General features: G+C 38.1%; 14 protein-coding genes and 2 tRNA genes. 4 read left to right on the top strand and 12 right to left on the bottom strand.

The window, feature by feature from the left end:
- Positions 1-638: 638 nt before the first annotated feature.
- Positions 639-4,823 (bottom strand): hypothetical protein, encoded by a 4,185-nt coding sequence (locus ACOXY8_RS12310; RefSeq protein ID WP_458331898.1) that lies wholly within the window; start codon positions 4,821-4,823, stop codon positions 639-641.
- Between the two features lie 383 nt (positions 4,824-5,206).
- Between ACOXY8_RS12310 and ACOXY8_RS12305 the strand changes: the two genes are divergently transcribed.
- A complete protein-coding gene (locus ACOXY8_RS12305; protein WP_458331897.1) occupies positions 5,207-6,007 on the top strand; it encodes an outer membrane beta-barrel protein in 801 nt (266 codons plus the stop codon).
- A 102-nt stretch (positions 6,008-6,109) separates the two neighbouring features.
- Here the strand turns inward: ACOXY8_RS12305 and ACOXY8_RS12300 are convergent, their stop codons facing one another.
- Positions 6,110-7,531: an FAD-binding oxidoreductase gene (locus ACOXY8_RS12300; RefSeq protein ID WP_458331896.1), complete on the bottom strand. Its 1,422-nt coding sequence runs from the start codon at positions 7,529-7,531 to the stop codon at positions 6,110-6,112.
- 253 nt (positions 7,532-7,784) lie between these two features.
- Between ACOXY8_RS12300 and ACOXY8_RS12295 the strand changes: the two genes are divergently transcribed.
- Positions 7,785-7,858, top strand: a tRNA-Ala gene (locus ACOXY8_RS12295).
- A gap of 68 nt (positions 7,859-7,926) precedes the next feature.
- On the opposite strand, the gene amaB is transcribed toward ACOXY8_RS12295, so the two are convergent.
- From amaB to ACOXY8_RS12280, 3 genes are all read right to left on the bottom strand, one after another.
- Entirely contained in the window at positions 7,927-9,474 is a 1,548-nt protein-coding gene (gene amaB / locus ACOXY8_RS12290; protein ID WP_458331895.1) for an L-piperidine-6-carboxylate dehydrogenase, read from the bottom strand.
- A 123-nt stretch (positions 9,475-9,597) separates the two neighbouring features.
- The gene (locus ACOXY8_RS12285) at positions 9,598-11,079 is read right to left on the bottom strand and encodes a trypsin-like peptidase domain-containing protein (RefSeq protein ID WP_458331894.1); all 1,482 of its coding nucleotides are present in this window, start codon (positions 11,077-11,079) and stop codon (positions 9,598-9,600) included.
- 123 nt (positions 11,080-11,202) lie between these two features.
- A complete protein-coding gene (locus ACOXY8_RS12280; protein ID WP_458331893.1) occupies positions 11,203-11,637 on the bottom strand; it encodes an Hsp20/alpha crystallin family protein in 435 nt (144 codons plus the stop codon).
- A 208-nt stretch (positions 11,638-11,845) separates the two neighbouring features.
- On the opposite strand from ACOXY8_RS12280, the gene ACOXY8_RS12275 reads away from it, so the two are divergent.
- Together ACOXY8_RS12275 and ACOXY8_RS12270 are read left to right on the top strand one after the other, a co-directional pair.
- On the top strand, positions 11,846-13,105 hold the full coding sequence (locus tag ACOXY8_RS12275; protein ID WP_458331892.1) for an NRAMP family divalent metal transporter: 1,260 nt from the start codon (positions 11,846-11,848) through the stop codon (positions 13,103-13,105).
- A 70-nt stretch (positions 13,106-13,175) separates the two neighbouring features.
- Positions 13,176-13,249, top strand: a tRNA-Asn gene (locus ACOXY8_RS12270).
- Between the two features lie 53 nt (positions 13,250-13,302).
- On the opposite strand, the gene ACOXY8_RS12265 is transcribed toward ACOXY8_RS12270, so the two are convergent.
- From ACOXY8_RS12265 to ACOXY8_RS12235, 7 genes are all read right to left on the bottom strand, one after another.
- A complete protein-coding gene (locus ACOXY8_RS12265) occupies positions 13,303-14,640 on the bottom strand; it encodes a hypothetical protein (RefSeq protein WP_458331891.1) in 1,338 nt (445 codons plus the stop codon).
- A 145-nt stretch (positions 14,641-14,785) separates the two neighbouring features.
- Positions 14,786-17,476, bottom strand: a complete 2,691-nt coding sequence (locus ACOXY8_RS12260; RefSeq protein WP_458331890.1) for a hypothetical protein — start codon at positions 17,474-17,476, stop codon at positions 14,786-14,788.
- 249 nt (positions 17,477-17,725) lie between these two features.
- Positions 17,726-18,640, bottom strand: a complete 915-nt coding sequence (locus ACOXY8_RS12255) for a glycoside hydrolase family 17 protein (protein ID WP_458331889.1) — start codon at positions 18,638-18,640, stop codon at positions 17,726-17,728.
- 49 nt (positions 18,641-18,689) lie between these two features.
- Positions 18,690-20,120 (bottom strand): MFS transporter, encoded by a 1,431-nt coding sequence (locus ACOXY8_RS12250; RefSeq protein WP_458331888.1) that lies wholly within the window; start codon positions 20,118-20,120, stop codon positions 18,690-18,692.
- A 12-nt stretch (positions 20,121-20,132) separates the two neighbouring features.
- Positions 20,133-21,665, bottom strand: coding sequence for a glycoside hydrolase family 30 protein (locus ACOXY8_RS12245; RefSeq protein ID WP_458331887.1), 1,533 nt, complete (start codon positions 21,663-21,665; stop codon positions 20,133-20,135).
- Between the two features lie 20 nt (positions 21,666-21,685).
- Complete coding sequence (locus ACOXY8_RS12240) at positions 21,686-22,990, bottom strand: glycosyl hydrolase family 17 (protein ID WP_458331886.1); 1,305 nt, start codon at positions 22,988-22,990, stop codon at positions 21,686-21,688.
- Positions 22,991-26,416, bottom strand: coding sequence for a hypothetical protein (locus ACOXY8_RS12235; RefSeq protein WP_458331885.1), 3,426 nt, complete (start codon positions 26,414-26,416; stop codon positions 22,991-22,993).
- Between the last annotated feature and the right edge of the window lie 71 nt (positions 26,417-26,487).

Raw genomic sequence — 26,487 nt, 5'->3', positions numbered from 1 at the left:
AACAGGATTATTTTAAATTTGTAAATCTATTCTAGGACTTCATTTCAAACCTGTAAACTTATTTCAGGACGACACATCTAAAAAAATCATATTAATCATTTAATCAAAAGAATCATAGTTCAGACAATTGAGACTTAATTGCCTAAGGTAGTAGGATCGCTTTGAGCTATTCCATTATCCCACTATTAGGTTGAACCAACGGCTATTAAATATGGCTTCAATAGAGAACAGAAAATTTCATTCGTAGATACTCAGAAAAAAATAACATTTACTAGTCTAAAAAATCAACTGTTTTTTTTTCGCAAAGCCTATCCATTTGATTTCCTATTACACTATTAATGCAATTTTCTAAATAAATTCATTTTTCAGCTCTCTAATCTCTCGGCTACAAATCCTAAAATTAAAAAAGCATGCTTTATAAAAGCACACTAGAACAAACCTATAAACCTTTTTCAGCACGAGACAAAGCTAGAAATCATAGTCTATCACTTAATCAACCTAATCAAAGCAGACAAATAAGGAGTAAAATCCTAAAACCGACTAATCCTAAAACTGGCCAACAGCTCGCTGGATAACATAAAAAAAGGCCTTCCAAATGGAAGGCCTTTTTAATATAAGATATTTATCTAATCTAAGAATTAGTTTTCAATAGTTCTTTGACCAGTACCTAAGTAGATATCTTTTGCATGAGTACCACCAGACACTACCATTACCATGTTAGTATTGTTTGTACCGTAGAACATTACGCCCTGAGCAGAAGGATAGTTTCTACCGAAGTAACCTGATCCACCATTGTTAACACGGATACCAGAAAGTGTACCACCAGTGTTAGGATTAGTGTTTGAAGTGATAGCAGATACATTCAATATCTCAACTTCAGCACCAGAACCTACACCTGGGATAGCTGGATAAACAGTAACATCAGGAATTGATTCGTAACCAGAACCACCATTTGTTACAGTACCACCAACTACACGACCTGTGTTTGGATCAACAGTTAATGTTACATAAGCTTGCTGACCAACATAAGTACCAGGAACAGCTGGAGTACCTGGAGCAGTTTGCTCAGAGAAACCAGCAATTGTAATTACAACTGGACCGGCGTTATTGCCAGAAACTTGGTAAACACCAGAGTTAGTTACAGTAACATCAGTTAATGAAGCACCTACTAATACTGCAGAACCAGTAGCAGTAGAAGCGCCTGTGCCAGCGAATACTGGAGCAGCAAATGTAGCACTAGCGCCTAGCGTATAACCAGAACCAGCAGTTAATACATTCGTATCAACAACACCCATGATAGGCAAGTTAGTGTTTGTAGAATTAGCAGCAGCACGAATGTTTGCATTTGTGTTAGAAGCTGTACCTACAGCAACACCAGTACCATCATGAGCAGCAACATCAATTAAGAAGTTTGTAACTGTTAATGGGAATAATGGAGTTGAAGACCAAGAACCTGTTTTGTCGATAGCTACTGAAGATAATTGACCACCAGTTACAGTGAACGTAAATTCAGCATTACCAGCGTTAGCAGCATCTTGCGCACCATGACCACCAGTAGCACCTTCACCAATAATAGTACCTCTTAATGTACCATTAGGAGCCATGATACCTGAACCAGGGTTCAAGATTTGAGCAGAAGTAACTCTACCTTCACCAAAAGTAAGAGCTGGAGCAATAGCAGCAGGAGAACCAGCTACAAGAGTACCACCAGAAATACTAACTACAGGATCTTGAGAATAACCGAAGCTACCATCAACAACATTGTAACCAGCAACACCTTGAGCTAATACTAGAGTAGCAGCAGCACCTGTACCACCACCACCAAGGAATTCAATCGTTGGTAGGTCAGCAGGATCATAACCAGAACCAATTTGCGTAATTGTTACGCTTTCTACAGTATTTGTAGTATTGATACGGAATTCGTTACCAACTGCAGCAACACCAGCACCTTCAGTACCAGCTTCAAATGTACCGCCTAACAAAACAGCAGTAGCAGGAGGAACTGGAGAAGGCTCAGCTAAAGTAAATGTAATTGCATCGCCTAGAGCATAAGAACCTGGGTTCGTCACAGTAATGCTAGCAACTTGACGTTCTACAATAAGTGCAGTTTGCAAGTTAGCTTGACTTCTAAATTCAAAGTTCAATGGATTAGTACCAGAGTTTTGAATTAAACGATAGTTACCAGAACCAACACCAACTTCTTCATAACCAGCACCTGCACCGTTAGGGTTGCCGTTTACGTCATTAAATGAACCTGATGGACCTAACAATGATGCAATATTAACAGCTACAACTGGTAAGTTAGCAGCATCGTAACCTGTACCTTGAGCAGCAACAGTTAAATTAGATACTCTAAGTTCTCTATCATAAGTGATGTTAGCACCACCTTGATCTTGTTGAGCATTTACAGTTGGATTCAAATTCTGAATTGTAAATTCAACAGTAACATCAAAACCAGTTCCACCATTATCAGTAATCCAACCCATACGACGAGCAGAAACTTCAAATGTAGCACTTGGGTTCAATCCATTTCCACCACCAGCAGGAGTGAAAGTAAGAACAGCATTGTTTGCACCACCAGCAACAGCAACTGAATCTTGAAGTCTTGGACGACGATTATTCAATTGATCTATAGTAGAGTAATATACACCTGGAGCCCACCACTGGAATGCACCAAGGTTTGCGTTAGGATCAGAGTTAACTCTACCAGTAGTACCTAATACAGCAGTACCTTCAGCTCTTGTTGCACCAGCAGGCTGATTAAAAGTAACTGCAGGAGCAGCTCTATAGAAACCAGAACGAAGATTTGCTGGAGGAGTAACCGCAGGAACTCTATCAGAAATTGTAGAAACTTGTTTACGTAAGTTAGCAACACCTTGAGCACCTGTACCATCACCACCTGGCTGAGAAATAGAAACTTGAGGAGCCGAAGTATAACCAGTACCACCAGCAGTTACAGTAGCACCGTAAACCGCAGTAGTCATATTAGCAGTAATTTGAGCATCAGGATCACCACCATTACCACCATTTACAGTTACAGTTGGAGCAACACTAGTTAAAGTATAAACACCAGCATTACCGAAAGCAGCAGGAGAAGCAGCAGTAGCGTCAAAGCTAGTTGCAGCAGTTGCACCAGTTACAGAGTAAGTTACTGAAGCAACAGCAGTTGCATTAACAGTAGCTGGAGTAATAGTAGCAGTATAGTTGTTACCTTGGTAACCTGAACCTGGGTTAGTTACAGTAATAGTTTGTACTTCACCATTTGCATTAATAGTTGCAACAGCAGTTGCTTGAACACCACCAATAGTTTCAGGAGCTGGTAAAGATACTGCAGGAGCTACAGAGTAGCCAGAACCTGTGTTTGTAACAGCAATTGACTGAATACCACCAGATAATGGACCTACAACACCTTCAGCAGTAGCACCAGAACCTCTAACAACGTTAGTAGGAGGTGTTCCGTTGTCACCTGGCTCATATACGTTTGTAGGAGCAGGAACCATTACAAATGCAGCAGAAACAGTAGGAACTGCAGTTGGAGTAGTGCCACTTGTAGAGAAGAATGTTCTTACATTAGCAACTTTACCATTGTCTTCAGCATCTTCTTCAGTGCGTGGGTATGGACGGTCGTTTAATTGATTCAACAATAAAGTTTGATCAGCAGCGAAGTCATTAATCACTAATTCAAGCTCTAAGCCATCAAGAGATGCAGGAGCTCCAGTGATTTCATAAGTACCGTCAGCATCCACAACTGCACCACGAGATACAGCAGGATCATAAGCCATAGAAATCACATTACCACCAAGCTGAACGTTATTGAAAGCGTTAGCAGATGTATTAAAGTATCTTGCTCTGAAACCAGCAGCATTAGCATTCAAACGAGCTAATACTGGAATACCAACTGTAGCAGCTTCTCTTTCGTCATTTGTTAAATCTTGTTCCCAAGTAATTTGACCGTTCAAAGTAGCAGCTAATGGGCTATCACCAACTGGGAATAGAGCTACTCTAGTACCAGCACTACGAGTGATTTGAGAATAATCAACACCACTACCAGCGCCTTGTACGTTAAGTTCAGCAACAAAACGAAGATCAGTATGATCAACTTCGCTACCTAATACAGTAACAGCAACGTTACCAACTCTCATATCAGGGAAATGAGCAATACCACCTGCATCAGTTACAGTTTCGTAAGTCATACCATTTTGAGAAGCAATAACGCGAATACCAGCAACATCAGTCTTAAGGTTAGTAGCACCTTCACCGAATGAAGCATTACCAGCAGGAACTACGTTCACAGAATAATTGATAATACCACCGATTCTAGCTAAAGAATCAAGTAATAATTGCATCTCTTGGTCAATTTGACCTTGCTGTGCAGCCATTAAGCTGTCAATTTCAGCTTGTAGCTGAGCTAGCATCTGAGCAATTTCAGCTTCATGCTCACGAGCTTGCTCGTCAAGTTCAGCATTGTAATATGCCTTTAAGCTATCAATTGCTGCTATTTGTGCAGCGGCCAGAGAATCAATCCTACCTTGAGCTACTACCAATAAAGAATCGTACTCAGCCTGAGCTTCAGCACTTTCTCCAGCCTGAATAGCCTTAAGGCTATCTAATTCAGCTTGCTTCTCCAAAATGGCGATAGCAAGTTGATTTTGCAATGTAGCCAAAGCTGTTGCCAGCTCAGACTCAGAGCGAAGCTTTTGCTCAAGGAGATCTCCTTGAAGTAAAAGCGCATCTTCCTCAGTGAAGTCATCACTACAAGAGGACACAAAAATGGCGAGCGCGAAGAACACCATTAATGGTAATACAATTTTGAGTTTTCTCATGTGTATTGGTTATTTGGTTAAAAAATTAAACAATTCGGGTGTAATATTAAACACAGCAATTCACATTGTCAATCTTTCGAATAAATAAATTCGAAAAATGACAGAATTGCTGGATAATTCGTGTTGGTAGGAGACGCCTATATATATAATGTGTAAGCGTGTTTGAAAATGTGGACATTTAATAGTTAAATGAATGATTAAAAACTTGGCGAGCTTTTAATTTCTACAAAAATATCAGACTTATAGTTAAAAACCAAAAAACCTTTCATATTTTTGGGAATCCAAAACAAATTATTAAAATTTGATGTAATTGTTTTGAAGATTGAAAACCATTGATTTATTTTAGCCTTAGTTTTAATAGTAAAACTTTTTAAATTCATAATATGAAAAAGACCTTTATCACATCACTGATCTTGAAGCCTGCTCAATTCAAAATCGCCCTGGTCTTCGCAGGACTATTGGCTTTTACCGGTCTGCAGGTAAAGGCTCAGGATGCTGCCAAAGAAGACCGAATCACGTACGGAGCAAAAGTTGGTTTCGTTAGAGCAAACATTGCTCAAGATTTCGAAAATGTAGCAGATGCCAGAAGCGGTTTCGCAGGTGGCCTGTTTATGACGTACAAAATTAACGACTGGTTAAGCGTTTCTCCTGAGCTTATGTATGCTCGTTCTGGTGCAAACCTTCGTCCGGGTACTAGCATTTGGGATCTGTATATTACAGATTACAATGGCTTCCCACAAATTGGTATAGACGATTTCGACGATATCGATATTGTTAAGTCTTCTCTTAATATGCATAATGTTGATTTGAATGCTTTTGCAGTATTCCATCCAGCATTGTTAAGAGGTGCTATTCAGCCAAGATTCTTTGTAGGCCCTGCTATTGCATATAATATGTACACAAGAGCACAACAAAGAGCTGTACTTAATATTTTCAGTCCTGATGCTCCTGTTTCTCAAAGCCCAGAATTTACTGCAAATAGAAACTGGTCTTCTAGAATCAGAAACTGGGATCTTGGAGCTGTAGTTGGTGCTGGTTTAGATTTCAATGCTCATAAATTGAAGTACACATTAGATGTACGCTACAGAGCAGGAGTATCTCAAATCAACGCTTACAGAAACGAAGTTAATCAAAACGATTTCCAATCTCAGAACGTGTTGATCATGTTCGGTATTGGTTTCTAAGAAATTAAAAGATTTAATTGTAAAAAAAGGCAACCCGTTTGGATTGCCTTTTTTGTTTCTATAGAAAGGTAAAGCGGGAGGTTTTCCCGCATTTGTAAAGAATTAAAATATCTTATCTGGGTTTAAAATGCCATTTGGATCGAATACTGATTTGATTCCCCTCATCAAATGTAAATTCACTTCGGAAGTAGCCAACTTCATATATGGCTTTTTGGCAATCCCTATACCATGCTCTCCCGATAAGGTTCCTTTCAAGGAAACGGTAAGTTCAAAGATTTTACCTATCCCCTCTATTACTTTAGAATTCCAATCGTCATCTGAAATATTTTCCTTCATCACATTCACATGCAAGTTGCCGTCACCAAGATGTCCATAGCAAACGGTATTAAAGCCATACTGCTTCCCAATTTGCTTGATTCCTATAATTAAAGCTGGCAAATTTCCACGAGGCACTACTACATCTTCTGCTTTGGTTAGACTATATGCATTAACTGCTGGTGAAATATTCCGTCTAATTTTCCATAATTCATCCTTTTGGGCATTTGTTTCCGCAAAAAGCACTTCGCCAATATCAAATTGCTCAACTACACCCATCACGATTTCTGCGTCCTTCATGAGCACTTCTTCATCATTTCCATCCAATTCGCAGAGAAGATATGCATCCATATTCTCAGGAATCTGAGTAGTAACCTTACTATTTAGCGTATTTTCCACGTACGAAATAGTACGGACTGCCGCCTCACGCTCAAAAAATTCCATTCCAGAAGGAGTAATTCCTGCTACATAAATAGCTGAAATGGCTTTACACGCTTCTTCATTTGTACTAAATGGAACAAGTAATAAAACCGATTTGGCAGGATATCCTCTTAGTTTCAATACTATTTTGGTAACAATTCCTAATGTACCCTCACTCCCACACATCAATTGGGTAAGGTTATAACCAGTTGAGTTCTTTAATACATTTGCTCCAGTCCAAATAATTTCACCAGTTGGCAGCACTACCTCCAAATTGAGCACATAATCTCTGGTAACACCATATTTCACAGCTTTAGGGCCTCCCGCATTTTCGGCAATATTACCGCCAATAAAGCAAGACCCCTTACTTGAGGGATCTGGAGGATAAAAAAGACCAAGCTTTTTAACCTCTTCTTGCAATACTTCTGTAATAACCCCTGGCTCTACCGTAACCTGTAAATTCAATTCATCAATATCAAGGATCTTGTTAAATCTCTCCATCGAAATCACCACTCCATTGTGCAATGGGAGAGCTCCGCCACTCAAGCCTGTGCCGCCACCACGTGGAGTTACTGGTATGATGTGCTGATTACACAGCTTCATGATTTCAGCAATTTGCTCAGTAGTATTTGGTTTTAGCACAACTTCAGGCAAAAAGGAATAGTCTTCCGTTTTGTCATGAGAGTAGTCATATTTCAAGGCATCGTCAATAATCACATTGTTGTTTCCTACAATTTCAACAAATGACTCTATTAGCTCTGCGCTTACCTTATTATATCTCGCTTGCATTTGATCCATTTTCATAAGACAAAATAAATGATAAAATACTAGAATCTAACTCCCTGTTATATGAGTATGATTAAGGCATTAATAGGAATTAGTGTGTTTTCAATTATCAGGGCGAAAATTTCAAAAATTTCAAAATCTAAACTTGGTAAGATTGATTTTTGAGAATTTAGAAAAATATTGAGTCATAAGTCCAATAAAAATTTTCAAGATTTTGAGTTAAAGTGATTTCATCTATATTTGCAATCCAAATTTAGGGGCATTAGCTCAGCTGGCTAGAGCGCTACACTGGCAGTGTAGAGGTCATCGGTTCGACTCCGTTATGCTCCACAAGCCAAAAAGCCTGTCTAAATCAATTTAGACAGGCTTTTTGTTTTTAGGATTTTGCTATTTAGAAATTACAAATCAAATTTGATCCCTTGCGCAAGCGGGAGGGTATTTCCATAATTGATAGTGTTAGTTTGCCTACGCATATAAGCTTTCCATGCGTCCGAGCCAGATTCTCTTCCTCCTCCTGTTTCTTTCTCACCTCCAAAAGCGCCACCAATCTCAGCTCCAGATGTTCCTATGTTCACATTTGCTATACCACAATCAGAACCTTTGTGAGATAAAAACTGCTCAGCCTCCCGCAAGTTTAGCGACATCAAAGATGAAGATAAACCTTGTGGTACACTATTTTGAATACTAATAGCTTCATCAAAAAATCTGTAAGTCAATATGTAAAGTATTGGAGCAAAGGTTTCTTTCTGTACAATTTCCCATTCAGGCTTTGCGCAATAAATTGCTGGCTTTACAAAACAGCCAGATTGATAGCCTTCTCCTTCCAGTATTCCTCCCGCTACTACTGCCTCTGCATTTTTTTTATCTAGGGTTTGAATAGCTTCTTGATATGATTTAACCGCATCCTTATCGATTAGTGGACCAACATGTATTTTCTCATCCAATGGATTTCCAATTTTTAACTGAGAATAAGCTGATTTTAACTTCTCTTTTACCGATTCAAGCATCGATTCATGTACGATCAATCGGCGGGTGGATGTGCAGCGTTGACCGCAAGTTCCAACTGCACCAAATACGGCACCTGGGATTGCTATATTCAAGTCTGCGCTTGGGGTAATAATCATCGCATTGTTGCCACCAAGCTCCAATATCGTTTTGCCCAACCTTTTGCCAACAGCTTCTGATACCAATTTGCCCATTCGAGTAGAGCCAGTTGCACTTACCAATGGGATCGCAGGTGAATTACTCATCAATTCTCCCACCTTATAGTCACCAACAATAAGATTCGAAATACCTTCTGGAAGACTATTTCGCTTGAATACTTCTCTCGCTATATTCTGACAAGCAATTGCCGACAGGAAAGATTTTTCTGACGGCTTCCAAATACATACATCCCCACAAATCCAAGCCAACATGCTATTCCAAGACCAAACTGCAACTGGGAAGTTAAAGGCTGAAATAATTCCTACTACTCCTAATGGATGATACTGATCATACATTCTATGACTTGGCCTTTCCGAATGCATAGTGAAACCATGCAATTGCCTAGAAAGACCTGTAGCAAAATCGCAGATATCGATCATTTCTTGCACTTCGCCCCAGCCTTCCTGCAGTGACTTCCCCATTTCGTAGGAAACAAGACGCCCTAAAGGATCTTTATATTTCCGCAATTCATCTCCAATCTGGCGCACAATTTCGCCTCTTTGGGGTGCAGGTACCATTCTCCAATATTCAAATGCCCTTTGAGCCTCTTCTAATATTTGATTAAAATCCTCTTCATTTCCTCCATTGCACGAACCTATCAGACTTCCATCAACCGGCGAATAAGAATCAAATTGAATTCCGCGGCCTTTCCAGGATTTACTACCAGTTGAAATTCCCTCGTTGGTGGGTTGAATACCTAAAAGGTCTAATGATTCCTGAATTTTGAATGAACGATCTTGCATAATATTTTGGGTCTATCGTAATAATTGAACTCTCATTGAAGAGTCTTTCATAAGGTATAAATAAAAAAAGCAGAGCCGAAACTCTGCTTAAAATTAATAGCTTTTGGGAAAGGAACCTTCCTTTTACCAAGTAAATGAGTAGAAGGATTTTTTACCATCAGGATAAAGACCAATTAACACAACCTCCTGCCCAATTTCAAATTCTTTAACTGCAGCTTGGAAGTCCTCAGTGGTATTTATTCTCTTATCACCGATGAAGGTTATTATAAAATCTTCTTGCAAGCCAGCATCCAGCCACTTACCTTCCTTCACTTCTACTATTCTTACTCCTCCTGCTAATTCCAGCTCCTCTAGTAATTCTGAAGGTATTCTTTCTACTGTAATTCCTTCAATTTGTGCATCTGCTGGAATTACTCTAGGGATGGCCGCAGAATTACCTTCGGCACTTTTTAAGGTCGCTTGTAATTCAATTTCTTCTCCATTTCTATAAATCTTAACAGTAAGCTCCTTACCTGGTCGATGGCGAGCAACAGTTTCCTGCAGTTCTGATATAGAATTGATTTTCTTCCCATCTATCCCAATAATTATATCATCTTTTACAATGCCCGCATCATAAGCTGAGCTATTGATATTTACTTGATCCACCAATACTCCTTGGCTTATTGGTAAGTTCTTTTCCCTAGCAAGTTGCGAATTCAAATCGATAATAATCACTCCCAAAATTGCTCGCTGCACCTTACCAAATTCTTTCAGATCCTCGATTACTTTTTTGACTAAGGAAACAGGTACTGCAAAAGAATATCCGCTAAATGAGCCTGTACGAGTAGCAATCGCTGTATTAATTCCGATAAGCTCCCCACCTAAATTCACCAATGCACCACCACTATTACCTGGATTTACCACAGCATCTGTTTGAATGAAGGATTCTACTGCGAGGGAATTTTCTCGTAAAATATCGATACTTCTGGCCTTTGCACTTACGATTCCTGCAGTTACGGTAGAGTTAAGATCGAATGGGTTGCCAACTGCCAAAACCCACTCTCCAATATTCACTATGTCGGAGTTGCCATATTTTACGAATGGCAGATTATTTTCCTTGATTTTGATAAGTGCTAAATCGGTTGTCGGATCTGTACCAATAAGCTCAGCTTGATAAGTTTGATTATCATTTAAAGTAACTTCAATGCGCTCAGCCATATTGATCACGTGATGATTAGTAACGATATAACCATCAGGCGTAAGTATTACCCCTGAACCTGATGAGGAAAATGGCATATCTCTACGACGACGACTTCGGGAGGATTCGTCGGGATCGGTGAAAAACTGATTGAATAATGAGCCTCTATTACGACCCGTGGAAGTGGACTTGATATAAACTACTCCGTTTTTTACGGTATTGGCAGCATCAATAAAATTGAGGCCCTCCGGCACATTATATTTAATGTTTTCAGTCTCGCTGAAATTCGTGTAGCTCACATTCTGCTTCTCTTCAATAGTCTCGCTATTTGAGTTCATTTCAATTATAAAAGGAAGGGTTAGCAAAACAATTATTGTACTCACCACCGCACCTATTACCACTCCTCCAAAAAATTGTCTACTATTCATTCTATCTATTTTTAATTTTGAATTTCCTCAAGTTAATAGCTTAACGCCAAAGGTGAAAGAGTAGTTTTTTATAAACGAAAAAAGCGGGAAGATTCCCGCTTTTTCACTCTGATTTAGATCGAATTATTTCACTTCTACCAATTTCTTTACATTTTTCTTTTCATCCTTTGGAAGTGAGAGTCTCAAAATTCCACCTTCGTACGTGGCTTCAATAGCTGCTTTATCTACATTCTCTGGAATATAGAATGATCTGCTAAAAGATCCGTAATGAGTTTCAATTGAATGGTAATTCTTTTCCTTTTTTTCTTCCTTCAATTTACGCTCACCACTGACAATTAGGCGATCTTCCTCAATTGCAATTTGAAAATCTGATTTCTCAAGCCCAGGGACTGCAACTTGGATTTCGAATTCTTTTTCAGTTTCAGCAATATCCACTTTTGGAATAAATGAACCTCTTGAAGAAGTCATCAAATTGGTGTCCTCAAAAAATCTTTCCAAGAAGGAATTTATATTTCCTCCCCTGAAATTACTTGTTGGTTTTAATGTTAATTGTGCCATCGTTTTTATCGTTTTGTTTTGGAAAACCAATAATTCAAAAGTGTACCAAGGCGATAATCTTCCAATTTTCACTACTTTTTACCGACATAATTTCCGATAAATAACTAATTTGAATATATCTCATGTCATTATGACGTTTTTTTTGCTGATAAAAAAGGGTTTATCAGTTACTCAAAAATTTGTACCTTTTGTGTCCAAATTCAACAGAATGAACCCAAGATTCAGCAACCTTTTAAAGACATTCGGACCAGGTATTTTATTCGCTTCTACATGTATTGGCGTTTCTCATTTAGTTCAATCAACTAGAGCAGGTGCAGATTATGGATTTAGCTTACTTGCCTTTATTCTGCTAGCTAACATCTTTAAATATCCATTTTTTGAATTTGGATCTCGATATGCGTCCGCTACTGGTAAAAGCATATTAGAAGGCTACAAAGCACAAGGGAAATGGGTTTTGGCTATGTATTTTCTATTGAGCTTTGGATGTATGTTTTCCGTATCCGCCGCTGTGAATTTTGTGACAGCAGGAATGTTAGGAAATCTCCTCAACTTAAGCCTAGACCCCAAATGGATTTCACTGATTATCTACTTCGTTTGTATGCTAATATTGGTGTTGGGTCAATTCAAAGTATTAGACAGTCTATTAAAGATTGTAGCAACGGTTTTGTTAATAACCACATTGGTGGCATTCTTCAGCGCAATTTTCAATCCTCCTGCTACTGAGGTTTCAGAAATGCCAAAAGCAGACTTGACGAGTAAAGCAAGCCTTATGTTTATAATTGCGCTTATGGGCTGGATGCCGACCGCTGTAGATTTATCTACCTGGAATAGCGTATGGACCATAGAGAGAATTAAGCAAACAGGTTATTATCCAAAGCTAAAAGAAACGCTTATGGACTTTAATTTTGGCTATGCCATTTCCACCATTCTTGCTGTTTGTTTTATGACTTTAGGCGCATTGTTAATTTATGGTAGAGATATTTCGCTTTCTACGAATTCCACCACATTTGCTAACCAAATAATCAGTATGTACACAAATGCTATTGGCCCTTGGGTGTATTGGATAATAGCTGTGGCGGCATTTACAACCATGTTTAGCACTGCAATTACGGTAATGGATGGCTACAGCCGAGCAATGGGTGAAACTATCCGTCTGCTCTTAGATAAGCGGGAGGAAGAAAAGCTCAAGAGACAATTATATTTTGGAATCCTTATCATTCTGTCCATGGGCGCCTTAGCAATTATATATTTCTTATCGGGTAGCATGCCTAGATTGGTAGATTTAGCCACTACCCTTTCCTTCCTTATCGCTCCAGTGATTGCCATTATCAATTTAAAAGCCATCACTTCTAAGGACATCAGCTATGAATTTCGCCCTAAAAGGTGGCTGATTTGGCTGGCGAACTCAGGAATCATTTTTCTAAGTGTATTCACTATCATTTACTTATATATTTTCTTCATCAATTAGAAAAAAATCTTTCGAACAGTTTTGGTTTTATTTATAAAGCCTCGTAATATTGCAATCCCAAACGGGACATTCCTCCTTAGCTCAGCTGGTTAGAGCATCTGACTGTTAATCAGAGGGTCCTTGGTTCGAGCCCAAGAGGAGGAGCGTTAAGCAAAAAGGTCAACAGCAATGTTGACCTTTTTTTTGTTTTATATCCTTTACAGAGATTGAAGCCAGTCTTCAAATCTACCCAAGTGAGGATCCTTTGTTTCCTTGGCTCTTTCTACAGCCATTAAGGCAAAATTCTTAGCTTCAGATGTTTTTCCAATTTTATGAAGAATCTTGCTCTTCAAATCCAAGTTGAACCCTTCCTCAGAGATACTTATGGAAAAATCAGTCAATTTTATTGCGAATTCTAAGTAATCTATTTGGTCAGATTTGCTCAGTTCAAGAATATGTTCTGCCCAATAAAAAGCATAAGATCCTTGACCGAATACAGAACTTCTTTGAGAGGCTGGAATTACAAGAGAGGATGTCGGCGTTCTCTCATTAAAGTTTTTAAGATTTTGTTGATAGTTAGCTTTTAAGGTATCTATATTTTTTTGGAAATATACAGCCTCAGAGTAAGGAATAAGGCTTTCCATAAGCAAATCAATGTTTTCAGTAAAAACGGCAAATTCCATCAAGTACTTATTTCGATAGTTTTCAGCATTAACATCATTTCCGTAGGTGGCTTTCAGGTAATCGGCAGTTATTTTGGCCAATGAAATATTATTGTTGTTAAGAGCAGCCTGCGTTGTTTTTCTTATCTTATCTTGATTCACTCTGATCCGTTCATCCACTGACATTTCATCAGAAAAAATGCGTAAAAACTCACTATTTGTATTAAAGATTCGGCTGAATCTATAATTATCAAGTGCTGGAGCAAGCCTAATCAAGTATTTTATTTGCTGATTATTTAATGTACTATTGATTGGCACCATATCAACTAGTTGCTTGACAAAAACCTCGGGAACGGGTAACTGCCTTCTAAAATAATCTTCAGCGATTCTATTCAGTTCACCAGAGTCTAATTTCTGTATCGATTTCTCCATATTCTCTGTCAAGTACTGATTTATTTTTACTTGATTTCTGATGAATTTTAAATATCGATCAAACCCTGACGGACTAGTACCAACTCCTGTTTCGATACCCATGGGCTGATAAAACCTATCATAAGCAATCCAACTTGGCCACCTTGCTGGATAAGTTCTGTCATTAATAAAAATGTTTTTGGTGCTTTGGTTATGATATTTAGCAACTTTAACGATGACTTTATTTTCTTCTGCCGACGCTTTAAAAACATCAGATTCCAATATTCTCTCCACTTGAACTAATTGAGAATCTATGCTAAGCACTATACCTAGATGTAAAAGAACAACAATATAATCTTTGCTGGGAGCTTCGGCATAACCTTCGTCAATGAGCTTTTTCCATTCTGGAACAATTAAACTCTGACCATAAATTTGGGATTGAATTGAAATCAAAAACAAGACACAAAATGCAAATCTTACCATATCAAATAAAGAAGCTAGAATTATATGTCAATATTATAATTATACACAATTTTTCAAATTAATTTTAATTAAAATTTTTTCAAAGCGTGTTGTTAATGTATACGCTAACATCGGTTATACTTTCAAAAAAACTGAAATGAAACCCTCAAATCGAATTCAAAAAGTCAAATAAATCTTCGTCTCCTTTAAGATTGAGCTTCTTTCTCAGGCGAGATCGGCTGATGTAGGAGCTTGAGGGTAGTATATTAAGAATTTCGGCTATTTCTTTAGAGTTAAGTCCAATTTTTAAATAAGCGCACCAACGCAAATCATTATTTGACAAACTTGGGAACTGCTCTTTCAACTTCTTGAAAAACTCTTGGTGAAGCTCATCCATTTGAATTTCAAAGGTCTTATTTTCATCAGTTAGATATGAGTCCAACAGTCGTCTAACCTCTCCTAACTTTACGCTAAGCTTGGAAGGATTATTCTGTGTGTATTCGAAAATTTCTTTGATTTTAAGAATCAAACGATTCTTTTCTTCATTATCTCGTGCTTTTACAGCAAGGTCAATTGTCTTATTTTTCAGCTGCTGTTCAAGTTGATTGTATTCATCATGTAATTTCATTTGCTCAAGCAATAATAATTCTTGTTTGTGTTTTTCAGCTTGTTTACGCAAATACAGTTGTTCCTTTTCTTTTAAGATTCTCCTTTGTTTTGATAATGACTTTTGGAACCAAGTATAAATTGTTAAAACAAGCAAACAAAAAATCACCAAATAAGTAATGTATGCATACCAGGACAAATACCAAGGTGCTTTTACAAAAATTGAAAATTCTTCAACCTCTGTAAGATTTTCGTTGATCAAGGCATTTAATGAAAGCCTATTTTCTCCAATTTCTAAATCCCAAAACTCAAATGAGTTATTTGTTGAAAATGGTGTCCAATCATTTTCGTTCAATTTAGATTGATACTTTATACCATCACTATTTGGCACAATTGCTTCAATTCTCAAATTCCTCACCTCGAAGGCTATTTCTTGATTTGGAATTATATCCAATGTTTTGCTATTACCAAATGCCTCAATTTTCCTAACTAATAAATTAGAATTAACAACCTCATTTTGTTCATTTTGATTAAGAAACCTCAAATCAAAACCATTGAACTTTGGGATAAACTCATAATCTGCATTGAGCAATCGTGATTTTGAAAGTCCAGAAAAGGATGTAGAAATGTTTGTAAATTTTGGATGTTCTGGATCTTGCAAGAACTTTCCCTCACTTTGATTGAAGGAATAGGTGGACTTGTCCGTAATTACATGAATTCCAGTTTCGTCGCTGGTCAGAAAAGTCTCACTTCCTTCAAAAAGTCCAGCTTCAAATATCACTCTATTCGTTGGCTCTAAATCTTTATCTAACTCGGTTCTAATGATTCCAAAATTTGGAATATTCACCCATAAAATATTTTCGCCCTCTATTAATAATTGATTGCAAGAGCCATAAATAAGACTCATTTTTCGTTCAAATTTCCAATCTTCTCCAGTCTTCTCAAAAATCGAAATTCCATTATAATTACCTGCTAGTAAATACCTACCATAAGGAACTATCGACCAAACTCCTTCTTGATTAGCAATCTTTTCAATGGTTGTTCCATTTACATAATACAAACCTTTATCATGCCCCATTAACAACCTATTGCCTACAGAATCGAGCGTCCAAACTTGCCCTTCTGATTCTGGAATTAGACTGAAATTAAAATTCTCCCGGTCGTTATTCAAGTCATCCCAATTGGATTGGTAGAGACCTTGATTTGTACCTAGGTAAAAATTTCGACCCTGGATAAAAGCAGTGAAACTATTACCGAAGTTTCCACCATAATCTAATATCGAAGTAATGTTTGTGTTGAGATTCGAGGATGAAATCCCATAATCCATCCCAATCCATATTTGACCATAGCGACTGAAATGCAATGAGAGGATAGTGTTACTTGACAGGCCTTTATTTCTATTTAGCTGATGAATAATTCGTCCATCATCATTTACTATATACAAGCCTTTAAGCACCGTACCGAAAGCGAGGTAATCTTGTCCAATGCCCGCGAAACTAAAAACCTTAGCTTGCCTCAGCAACTCTGAAAGCTCATTTTGTATAGGACTTATTTGTCCATTTGAGAATCTGTACAAGCCAGAATCTTTGGTAACCATGACCATGCCTGCTGTATCTTGATACATCCCAACGATTTCCAATTTATTGTTATTGGGATAGGAGAATACTGGGATTATGGAATAGTTTTCTAACTGAAACAATCCTTGCTCGCTATCAGCAATGAAAAGATTCTCTCCAAGCTTATATCCTCCCGCAAATCTTTCTGGAGCGGCAATTTTCACTACTTGCTCGCCGCGAATTGCGTAAATATTACTGGCGGAAATAAAGATTATATCTTCCTTCAAGCGGAAAACATCCCAAAACTCTTCATTCAAGTCTGACAAATTTTCTGCAAAGGAGTACAACGATTTATACTCGAAGTCTAAAAATTCATTTCTTTGCCATACACCAAAATCCAAATCCGAACCAGTGTAAATTGTAGAGTCGTTCAATACGAGTAAAGACCGGGTGAAACCATTGCTACCTTTGAAAATATTCCACCTCTTCCCATCATATTCGAGTAAGCCTTTGTCAGTTGCAAGGTAAATTATGCCATTCGGAGCTGAGTCAATATCCCATGTTTTGCCTGAATTAAGATATTGATCTGGAGTGAAATTATTTAGTAAAGGAACTCCCTTTTCAGGGAATTTTTGGGCACTAATATTAAAGGATAAACAAATTAATACAACAATATATAAAGCACTCTTTTTCAATAATATAATGCTATGGAGAGGTTGGTTTCAAACATCAATAATAAAATACCTTTTTTGAGGAATTAATAATGAAATATACAACTGCATTTTTAAAAAACCATCTACTTAATGATATGTCTAATTTCGGCATTTTCAATTTAATGCAAATTTGTTTTAACCCTCCAGTCAAGTTTTTGTTTGGCGGGAGCTTAGATTATTGATGGTAAAATTCGAATTAGACTGAAGAAATTCTAATTTCTTACTCTAAGCCTAATGGAGAGGGAATTTTAGTTTTTCGTTCTTATCCCAAATCCCCCAATATGCACCAACTTCTCCTTCGTCACTCACTTTCCAAGACTCATCGAATGAGGAGAAGTAAAATACATCTATTCCTTCGTCCATTGCCCATAATTGGGTGTTGATAAAATATCTCAACGAATTTTGTGGTGAAGGAAATGCACCACCTAATGATTCTCCTTTGGTAGGCCAACCTGTTTCTGAAATAATGATTTGCTTTCCGTTTGCAACACTTTTCACTTGGCCATACATGCTCATCATATGACCCAACGAATATTCTATGGGCGTTCCTTCCCAAAATGGATACAAATTTGCCAAAATAACATCACTAATATTTACCAATTCAGGATGTCTAACAAATTCGTAATAGGCATCTACATAGCCTACAGGAATATTTGGGAGAACTTTTTTCACCTCAGTAATATAGTTGAGTAATTGACTCATGGTCAAATCATTTCTGTAAAGGACCTCATTACCAACTACAGCAATATCTACATGGCCTGCTTTTGCAAGGCTAATTAATCCATCAATCTCGTTTCGATTTTTTTCTTCATCTTTTCCCAGCCAAGCACCCACCAAGGTTTTAATTCCAAATTCCTTGGCAATCTGAGGAATTAATTCATTACCCTCGATACAGGAAAAAGTACGGATCCACTTAGTAAATGGCTTTAGTATTTCCATTCTCCGGCGTATTTGATCCGCGCTAATATTGTCGCCAGGTTTTTGACCATCTTCGTACAAACTAAAGCAGATTCCATGAAGGCCACCGTACAGTACTTCAATAAATAGATGATTCAAATCTTCAGAAGATTTTTCATCTAAAAAATTGATTTTTCTAGATGGATCAGATGTCTTGTACGTTAAAAATTGACTTGGTCTGAATGACATGGTTGTTCAATGATTATGGTTCTATTAATCTTTTTATTTCTGGAATAAACTACAATTCACCTCGTCTCCTTTCCAATTCCAGTTTTATTTCTCTGGCCTTTTCTTCATTCAAATCGTACTTCCACATTACAATTATTGCCAAACCAGCAGTGAATGCAGGCACTAAAATATCAGCTAATCTTAAATTCGTTAAAGTATCTGCACTTTGGATTGTAGCATTCTGGTCGAAACCAATAAGCTTTAAAATCAATCCTCCCAATACTAGCGCAAGGCCTTGTCCAAGTTTCACCATCCACCAATAAATTGCGCCAAAAGTTCCTTCTTTTCTTGGCATTCCATTGTTCAATTCGTCTAAATCACAAACATCAGCTGTCATGCTCATCATTAAAGTAAAAAGTCCTCCAATACCAAAAACCATAAGAGGAATTGGCATAAAAATAAGCCACGGATTTTCAGGATTGAAGCCCCACCACTTGAGTAAATAGCCGACAATTGAAATTATTGTCGAAATGATAAATGCATTTTTCTTTCCCCACTTATTAGCCATCCACGTAATCGCTGGAATTATCAAAAATGCAGTAGCAACCGCACTTATAGTTGAGAACCAAGCTGGCCAAGATCCCGCTGCTCCATAATCGCCTCTAAACATATAAAAAACGATAATGAAATAGCTAAAAGACGCTACCATTTGAAATCCATTGAAAACCAAAAAAGTAGCACCACAAAGCCTCGCAAAAGAACTGTTGTTAACAATCAGTTTCATATTCCTAAACAAGTTCTTCACATTTTGCAGAAGGTTCTTAAGGCTCAAATCATCACGATTCGAGAGATTCGACTGATCTACTTCTTTACAGAAAATAGCTGGTAACACACCCAAAATCGCACAAACCGCACCCACTATTATAGCCAGCTGTCGCACTCCTACTGCTTGTGTTTCGAACAGATTGGGATTGGCAATAATCACCCAAAACCAAGGCACAACCATCCAAGCTACTTGACCAACTGTTTGAGAAAAACCCATCAGACGAGTTCGCTCATTATAATCGAAGGTCATCTCATAGCCTAGGCCAATAAGCGGAGTAGAAAACATTGTATTTCCTATCAAATAGATCATTGAAAAGATCAGGAAGTACCAAAAATTGAACATCTGAGAATTCTCAGGATTTAGCTGCCATAAAACAGCGAAAAGTATTCCGCTGAGAATAGCTCCCATAAAGATATATGGCCGACGACGACCAAATCTGGACTTTGTATTATCCGAAATATAGCCCATTATCGGATCGGTAATGGCATCAAAGAATCTAGGCAATCCGCCTAAAAGGCCCGCCAAAAATGGATCCATTCCAAATGCAGTCAACAGGAAAAATGCAAAAACGCCAAGCGCTCCTGGTAGCAAATTATTTACTAGATGACCCGCTCCAAAAGCAGCCTTTTGCCCAAATGGCACTTTGTCTTTGATTTTAATTTCTGTTGAAGCCATAATTTTGGGTTATTAAATCTGAAAATCTATCAAGTCCTTATGTTCATTAGAAAGCAAAATAGTCTGAATGGCTTTTGCGGAAATAGAGAATTCCGTAGTTACCTCACCTAAAGCCAATTCAATTTCTTTTGCTTGTTCTGTTTGATTGAATACAATGAGCACTATACCACCATCTGGATTTTGTATCGCCGTCACCATCAACTCATCATCTGAATTTTCAAATCCAATTCGCACAGCGTCAGGTCTTATGAATCGGCTAAAATGTGTCATTACATAGAATATTGGCGTGAAATAAACTTCATCCAACTCAGGGTCTACGATTACTGGAGCCACACACCAGTTTTCAAACCAATTCGGACCACCTTGCCTATCAAGCACCATGTTCCAATCAATCCAACCATCTACCCAATTATTAAGACTACCAATAATATCTCGTGCATAGCGAAAACTTGGTGCGTATTTAGGATGCAAATATTTCTTTTCGGCTGGTGCCCAATCCCAACCCCAATCGGTGGCTTCTTTCGCCCAATACCATTCATCATCTTGCCATTTTGGCACTTCTGCATCTACACAAGCTTCCGTTTGTATTAAGTGCTTATCTGGCGCTTTGCTATGTGCATATTGTAATGCTTCTGGAAAATAGTCGTAAGTACTCGCATACCAATGCACCGCTGTGCCATCGTAATAGGCATTTGCTTCTGGGTCATCATACATGGTGTCTACCCAAGTCTTTAACTCATGATCTCTATTCTGATCGTAGCCCAGAATCTTCACATCATGTCCATTAGCTTCTAGCTTTGGGCCTAAGTGGTTCTTCACAAACTCATTCATTTCCTCAGGAGCGTAGTGCATACTCTCCCAATTATTATCATTGCCAAGCGGCTCATTCTCAACTGTAAATCCCCAAATAGCTATTCCTTGCTTTTTATATGCTTCTACATATTTTGAGAAGAATAATGCCCAAGTGTCATAGTATTCTGGCAGTAATTTCCCTCCACGCCAATCCTTATTATCTTTCATCCAAGGCGGAGCCGTCCAAGGTGAAGAAAGGATTTTAAAGCCTTCTTTTGATATTGCCTGCGCATCTTTGATCATCGGAATGATGTCGTCCATATCCTCTTCTATGGTAAAATGCTCCAGCTCCATATCTCCTTCTACTGCTGCATAAGAATAGTTGCTTAAAGAGAAATCGCAGGAGTTCATGTGAGTTCGGGTGAGTGAATATCTTGCGCCAGACTCTCCAAAATAGGCTTGGAGAATTTTATTTCTATTTTCCTCGCTTAGCTGATTTAGTAGGTATGCAGAAGCCTCGGTAAATGATCCACCAAACCCTGTAATAGTTTGATATCTGTCATTTAAATTAATTGAGATTTTGGACCTTAAGGCGGGAGGTTTTTCGCTTTGGAAGTCCACAATTTTAGTAAGTTTATTGCCACCCGCCGATGTTTCAAATACCTCAATTGCTAGTGAATCGGAATTTTGACAAGCGCTCGTTAGCATAAGTAAAATCGTAAAATGAAGGAAGAAGTATTTTATATTTTTCATTGCGGGATTTGGTCTGTTATTCAATAAAAAACTATCTCCAAGCCTGATGGCGGCACCTTTACATCTTTCATCAAATCATTCAAATTTCCATTATAGGTTTTGGTTATTGGCTTTCCATCGCGAGTTAAGCCATCAAAAACACCTGCATCTACCAAATCCCACAAGACGTATTTTGCCTGTGATTGCATATTGATAAGTCCAAAATGATTTTCAGACCCCTGTGGATTACCGCCATCTTTCCATGGCTCATCAAAAGCTTCAAAATAAAAGCATGTCAACCCATGCTCATCAGCCCATTCCCGCATCAGATGGTAATAAGTAGCCGATTTGTATTCATCTGTAGCTCTTGAACCAAAGTCTCCATAGAACTCATTTGATCTCGAAGCCCAGCCTGTTTCACCAATGTGGATAGGTTTACTAACTCCTAGTCCTTCCATATAGTCAACCACACTTTGATATTGTGAGATGGCATAATCTCTAGCACGGAGCACAGCTGCATCCACTTTCTCAGTAGCAGATAAGTGTTCCTCCTGCTCTAAAACTCCCCAAAAGCTTGGATTATAATGCGTATCGTGCATCGGGTAAGTATGAATTGACACATAATCGACTGCCTTGAATAATTTCGTTAAATCATCAACATGGTATTCGCTGCCACCACCACCCCAGGAGGCGAAATTATCAGAACTCGTGATCCACATTGATTCAGGCAATTCACCTTGAGCTTTCAAGTTTTGTAAATGATTCACCCACTTTAAAATTACTTCAGGCTGCACATAATATTTTTCGGCCCATTTAACCATCGCTTCATTGCCTACTGCCATTACCTTCACTATCTCTGGGTATTCTTTAGCTAGAGCAACAGCTCGATTCACTTCACTTTCATTATGCTCACTTTCTTGGTTATGGTCTGGGGGGTATTCTGTCCAAGCATTTTTACAGTCGATCCAAATTCCCATCATCAAATACATTTCGAATTCTGGATTTTCTTCCATTAGCCCACGAATCACTTTTAATAGATTTGACACTTCGTTGAACTGCACATTGTAAGTCCGAAGGACTTTAATTCCCATCGCATTCAGAATTTTCATATCCTCCCGCAACTCTGCCAAGGTTGGTTCTATTTGTCTCGATTTATGTCTAAATCCTCCATAGGAGATAGCTTGATATTTAGGGTTTCCTAAAATTTCTTCCGCTGTGATTGTATTCTTTCCTGTCTCTTTCATGGGCAGATTATTACAATTAGTAGCTGTAACAGCTATTATAATTAGTATTAAAAAAGTTTTGAGCTTCGGTCTATCATAGTATGGATGAAAATATTCTTTCATTTACTTTAAAATTGACTTGATCACCGAAACTTTAATTTGATTTACTTCACCCGTCCTCTTAAATATCTTTTGACTTGTCCCTTCATCCAATATCATTGAGTCGAACTCTCTTGAAGTACCATTATTGAATTCCACCTTAATATTTGACTCATCAGCAATGATATAAACTATAGGAACTTGGCAATACGTGAAACAAAGACTGTTTTCAGTCAATGGGATTGTTTTGCGCTCGTGGCGGGTGTTTACATATTCGAATTGCGAAGCTTGTGAAATGAATTCCCCCTTCTGAAGGAGACAAGGATTGAAGACCAACTTACCATCAAATACAAATACGCCTAATTCTGAGTATCTGGCCAAAATATCTTCTTTCACCTGTCCAGTCATTCCAGGCTGCTGGGCTCCTCGATGAGATGGCGTATGCGAATACGGATCAGTTGGAAATGCGCCATAAAGATCTGGAGATTTATGGCTACCAATACCCGCATTTATTTCGTAGTAATGATCTAGCAGCTTGCCAATTATTCTTGGATCTGCTTTTTCATCTATGGCTTTTATACAGCATTCTTGCACCGCCAAAAGCAATTTCGACACCATGTGCCAATAGATCGATCCCAAGCCTTCATACGAAAAGAATGTGCCTGACCTGCCGGTAAAAGATTTGTGATTGAACACTTTTTCGAATAAGTCAAGCAAAAGCTCCCGCTCTTTCGATACTAGCTCCTTGTGCTTCGCTTCACCTAATTTATTAAGAGCCTTTTCTAAATCAATCGCATTTTTGAAATTTCCATTAAAATGGAACTGCCCGTGCAAATCCTCTTCAATGAGTTGTTCATCCCTTTCCTCAAGCAGTTTCATCAATAAATCTGATGAATAAACATCTTCCTTTGGAATAATATTTTTCTCTAAAAAGCCTGGCAAATCCCTATCTGGATAGAGAATGTAGCTATACTGATCTTCTCTGAACAATGCACTACTCTTTAGCGCATCAAGCACTTCGAGTACTTCGTGGGAAGTGAGATATCCAGAACTAAGTACGGCAACTTGCCCTTCGAGCATTTCGCTCAAGTGAGTTGATTTAATTTCTGAATGGCCAATTGAAATTAAATTATAGGCATGATACAACTTATCCTCCCGCTGATTGGCGAGAATGGAATGTTCAATAAAATCTAAGCTTAATTGAGTGAAAGTTTGCAAGCCCCCTAGAGAAATACTTCTCTGATTGCCCCAGAAGCCTGTTTTATAAATTTGCAACCTATACTCTGATGCAGAAATGCCTAAACGATCAACAATGGCTTTTCTATTTTGATTGCCAATTGGCGCGCCTAATTCAGGGCTGAATTCCTCCAACGTTTCTCTTACACTGTGATAAAATTCTATCAGTTCTGCGGAAACCTTTATCTGGTCCAATTCAGATGAATTCAATAGGCCTTGGAAGAAAGTTAGAAAGCGATGCATATAATACAATGTGACCATCGAAGCACCATTGCCAACTAGCGCATTGTTTGCGTCATTCCATTCTGGCCTTTGGGTATTCATCCAAATGCCTGCCTCAGGAATAAAATTGGACATTTTGGCAAGCAATGTGGCAAGTATCTTTTCAAGCAAATTCACATGGTAAATATTCTTTTTACCATCCACTAGAAGGGTGCCATCCGAACCCATTTCCTCCCGCTTTTTTCGAACTTGAGCATCTTGCTCAAAATCAAAGTCTATGGTGTCCTTAGGGTTGGCCAAGATCATATCATAAGATTTGATCTTGTAAGGTACAGTCGCATATACAAATAATGCTTTATCGAAGTAGGACTGCAAAGCACCTGGCTTAAATTTCTCAATAATTTCAAAAAATTTCTGCAAATAAATTATCTGATGATCGCCCCAATAACCTATGTATGACCAAGGATTATCCGGTTCCAAAACTTCCCAATCGTAACCATCTTTGGTCACTCTGTAAGGATTGTAACCATCAAAGGTTGTAGCATTTAGAAACTTAAAAATCATCCCCTCAATAAACTCAGGATACGAATAAGCTAATGCTTCCCAATTCTGAAAGAGATCTCTCCAATTACCTTCGTAATCTAAATTTTTAGAGCCATCTATTTCATTTTTAGTATTGATTGTGAAGCTATTCCAAGGGCGACTTGGGTCGCCATGCCTGCGACTGAACTTGAGCGGGAGGTATTCTATGCACAATCTAACAAGATCAGGGTCATAGACGCCGGAAAGCATCTCCTTAAGTGAGCTAAGATCAAAATCATCTTTGAGCTCATTTATAAAGGACTTGTTTTTTTGGGCTATCTCTTTATTTGCCTTCTTTAAGTAATTTACAAAATCGGACTTTTCGATTAGGTACCCATCATCAAAAATGCCACCTCGCATAATGTTAAATAGCACATTTGAAAAATGACGATTGTCCTTTAATTTATCAGAAGTGAATTGTAATCCATCAGCTCCGGCTACGAGATTGATTAGCTTATGCGTCCCTAATTCAACATCTTCCTGTATTTGCTTTGCCAAATTTGGCTCTTTCCGAATTGCATCAGCAATAGAAATTATCTGAGAATATCGCTGATTCACATCTGCCATTATCAGCCAATCTTTTTTGGAATCAGCCGATAATTCAATTTCAGATACAATGAAATATGCACCTTTCTCCCCACGTATATCATACTCTGCTTCCACAGCTTGTTTTGCTCTGAAATAGCGCAGTTGCTTAGATGACAGCAAATGCTTCGGATTTTCAATTCCCAAAGACCAAACAATATTTGCTTTCAGAGCCTCACTTGGCTCGGGTTTATCCACGATTATCGCGCTTAACGAATATATCCCTAAACCAGATTTGGTCTCCAATTCGCTGCGTTTGTAAGCATCCACCAAATTGCTAGACGACCTTTGAAGCTCACTAGGCACACCAAATGGTAAGATATTTTGAATGCCGTCAAGCAGAGTGATTTTGCATGAATCGTTAGAGTTGTTAACCAATTCAGCCTTTTTCACAAAACCGTACTTATTGCTTGAGCTCCACTTGAATCGGAATGCCAATTCCAAATCATGATTGATTTCTTCAAAAACTATCTGATTGCCATAAATGCTTTTAAATAAGTTTCGACTCAGCTTGTAGTTATTCGCTAGCTTTTCAGAAAATGGCTCCCAAATAAGTGTTTCGTTTTTTCTGTGAATTTGAAAGATTGATTTGCTACCAGTTATATCTGCAAAATCAGTGATTTTATCTTCAGTGTAATACGGAAATATAGCATATTCAGAATTTTTACGGCCAGCACTCAAGCCTCCATTACTTGAAATAAACATCCAATGATTGCTGTCGCTCACCACACTCATAAAGAAGGGTCTTATACTATCGTAATTGGATATCTTGAAGTATTTTTCGTTTTCATACTCCACCATTTCCATGTGCACTTTTTTACTCATTTCTAGCTTTGAAATTTCTTCTGTCGCCAAATTCATACGTTCACAGAAAAGATAATTATTTTAAAAATAGA

Origin of the sequence: Peijinzhouia sedimentorum, from assembly GCF_049340005.1 — a bacterium.
Classification (GTDB): domain Bacteria; phylum Bacteroidota; class Bacteroidia; order Cytophagales; family Cyclobacteriaceae; genus CAXBDP01.
Note: the sequence above shows the minus strand (reverse complement) of the source record. Positions and strands in the feature narration are given on the sequence as shown.

Excerpts from the sequence above, each read along its gene's own strand:
- ACOXY8_RS12310 (WP_458331898.1), bottom strand. The coding sequence starts at position 4,823 with ATGAGAAAACTCAAAATTGTATTACCATTAATGGTGTTCTTCGCGCTC.
- ACOXY8_RS12305 (WP_458331897.1), top strand. The coding sequence starts at position 5,207 with ATGAAAAAGACCTTTATCACATCACTGATCTTGAAGCCTGCTCAATTC.
- ACOXY8_RS12300 (WP_458331896.1), bottom strand. The coding sequence starts at position 7,531 with ATGCAAGCGAGATATAATAAGGTAAGCGCAGAGCTAATAGAGTCATTT.
- amaB (WP_458331895.1), bottom strand. The coding sequence starts at position 9,474 with ATGCAAGATCGTTCATTCAAAATTCAGGAATCATTAGACCTTTTAGGT.
- ACOXY8_RS12285 (WP_458331894.1), bottom strand. The coding sequence starts at position 11,079 with ATGAATAGTAGACAATTTTTTGGAGGAGTGGTAATAGGTGCGGTGGTG.
- ACOXY8_RS12280 (WP_458331893.1), bottom strand. The coding sequence starts at position 11,637 with ATGGCACAATTAACATTAAAACCAACAAGTAATTTCAGGGGAGGAAAT.
- ACOXY8_RS12275 (WP_458331892.1), top strand. The coding sequence starts at position 11,846 with ATGAACCCAAGATTCAGCAACCTTTTAAAGACATTCGGACCAGGTATT.
- ACOXY8_RS12265 (WP_458331891.1), bottom strand. The coding sequence starts at position 14,640 with ATGGTAAGATTTGCATTTTGTGTCTTGTTTTTGATTTCAATTCAATCC.
- ACOXY8_RS12255 (WP_458331889.1), bottom strand. The coding sequence starts at position 18,640 with ATGTCATTCAGACCAAGTCAATTTTTAACGTACAAGACATCTGATCCA.
- ACOXY8_RS12250 (WP_458331888.1), bottom strand. The coding sequence starts at position 20,120 with ATGGCTTCAACAGAAATTAAAATCAAAGACAAAGTGCCATTTGGGCAA.
- ACOXY8_RS12245 (WP_458331887.1), bottom strand. The coding sequence starts at position 21,665 with ATGAAAAATATAAAATACTTCTTCCTTCATTTTACGATTTTACTTATG.
- ACOXY8_RS12240 (WP_458331886.1), bottom strand. The coding sequence starts at position 22,990 with ATGAAAGAATATTTTCATCCATACTATGATAGACCGAAGCTCAAAACT.
- ACOXY8_RS12235 (WP_458331885.1), bottom strand. The coding sequence starts at position 26,416 with ATGAGTAAAAAAGTGCACATGGAAATGGTGGAGTATGAAAACGAAAAA.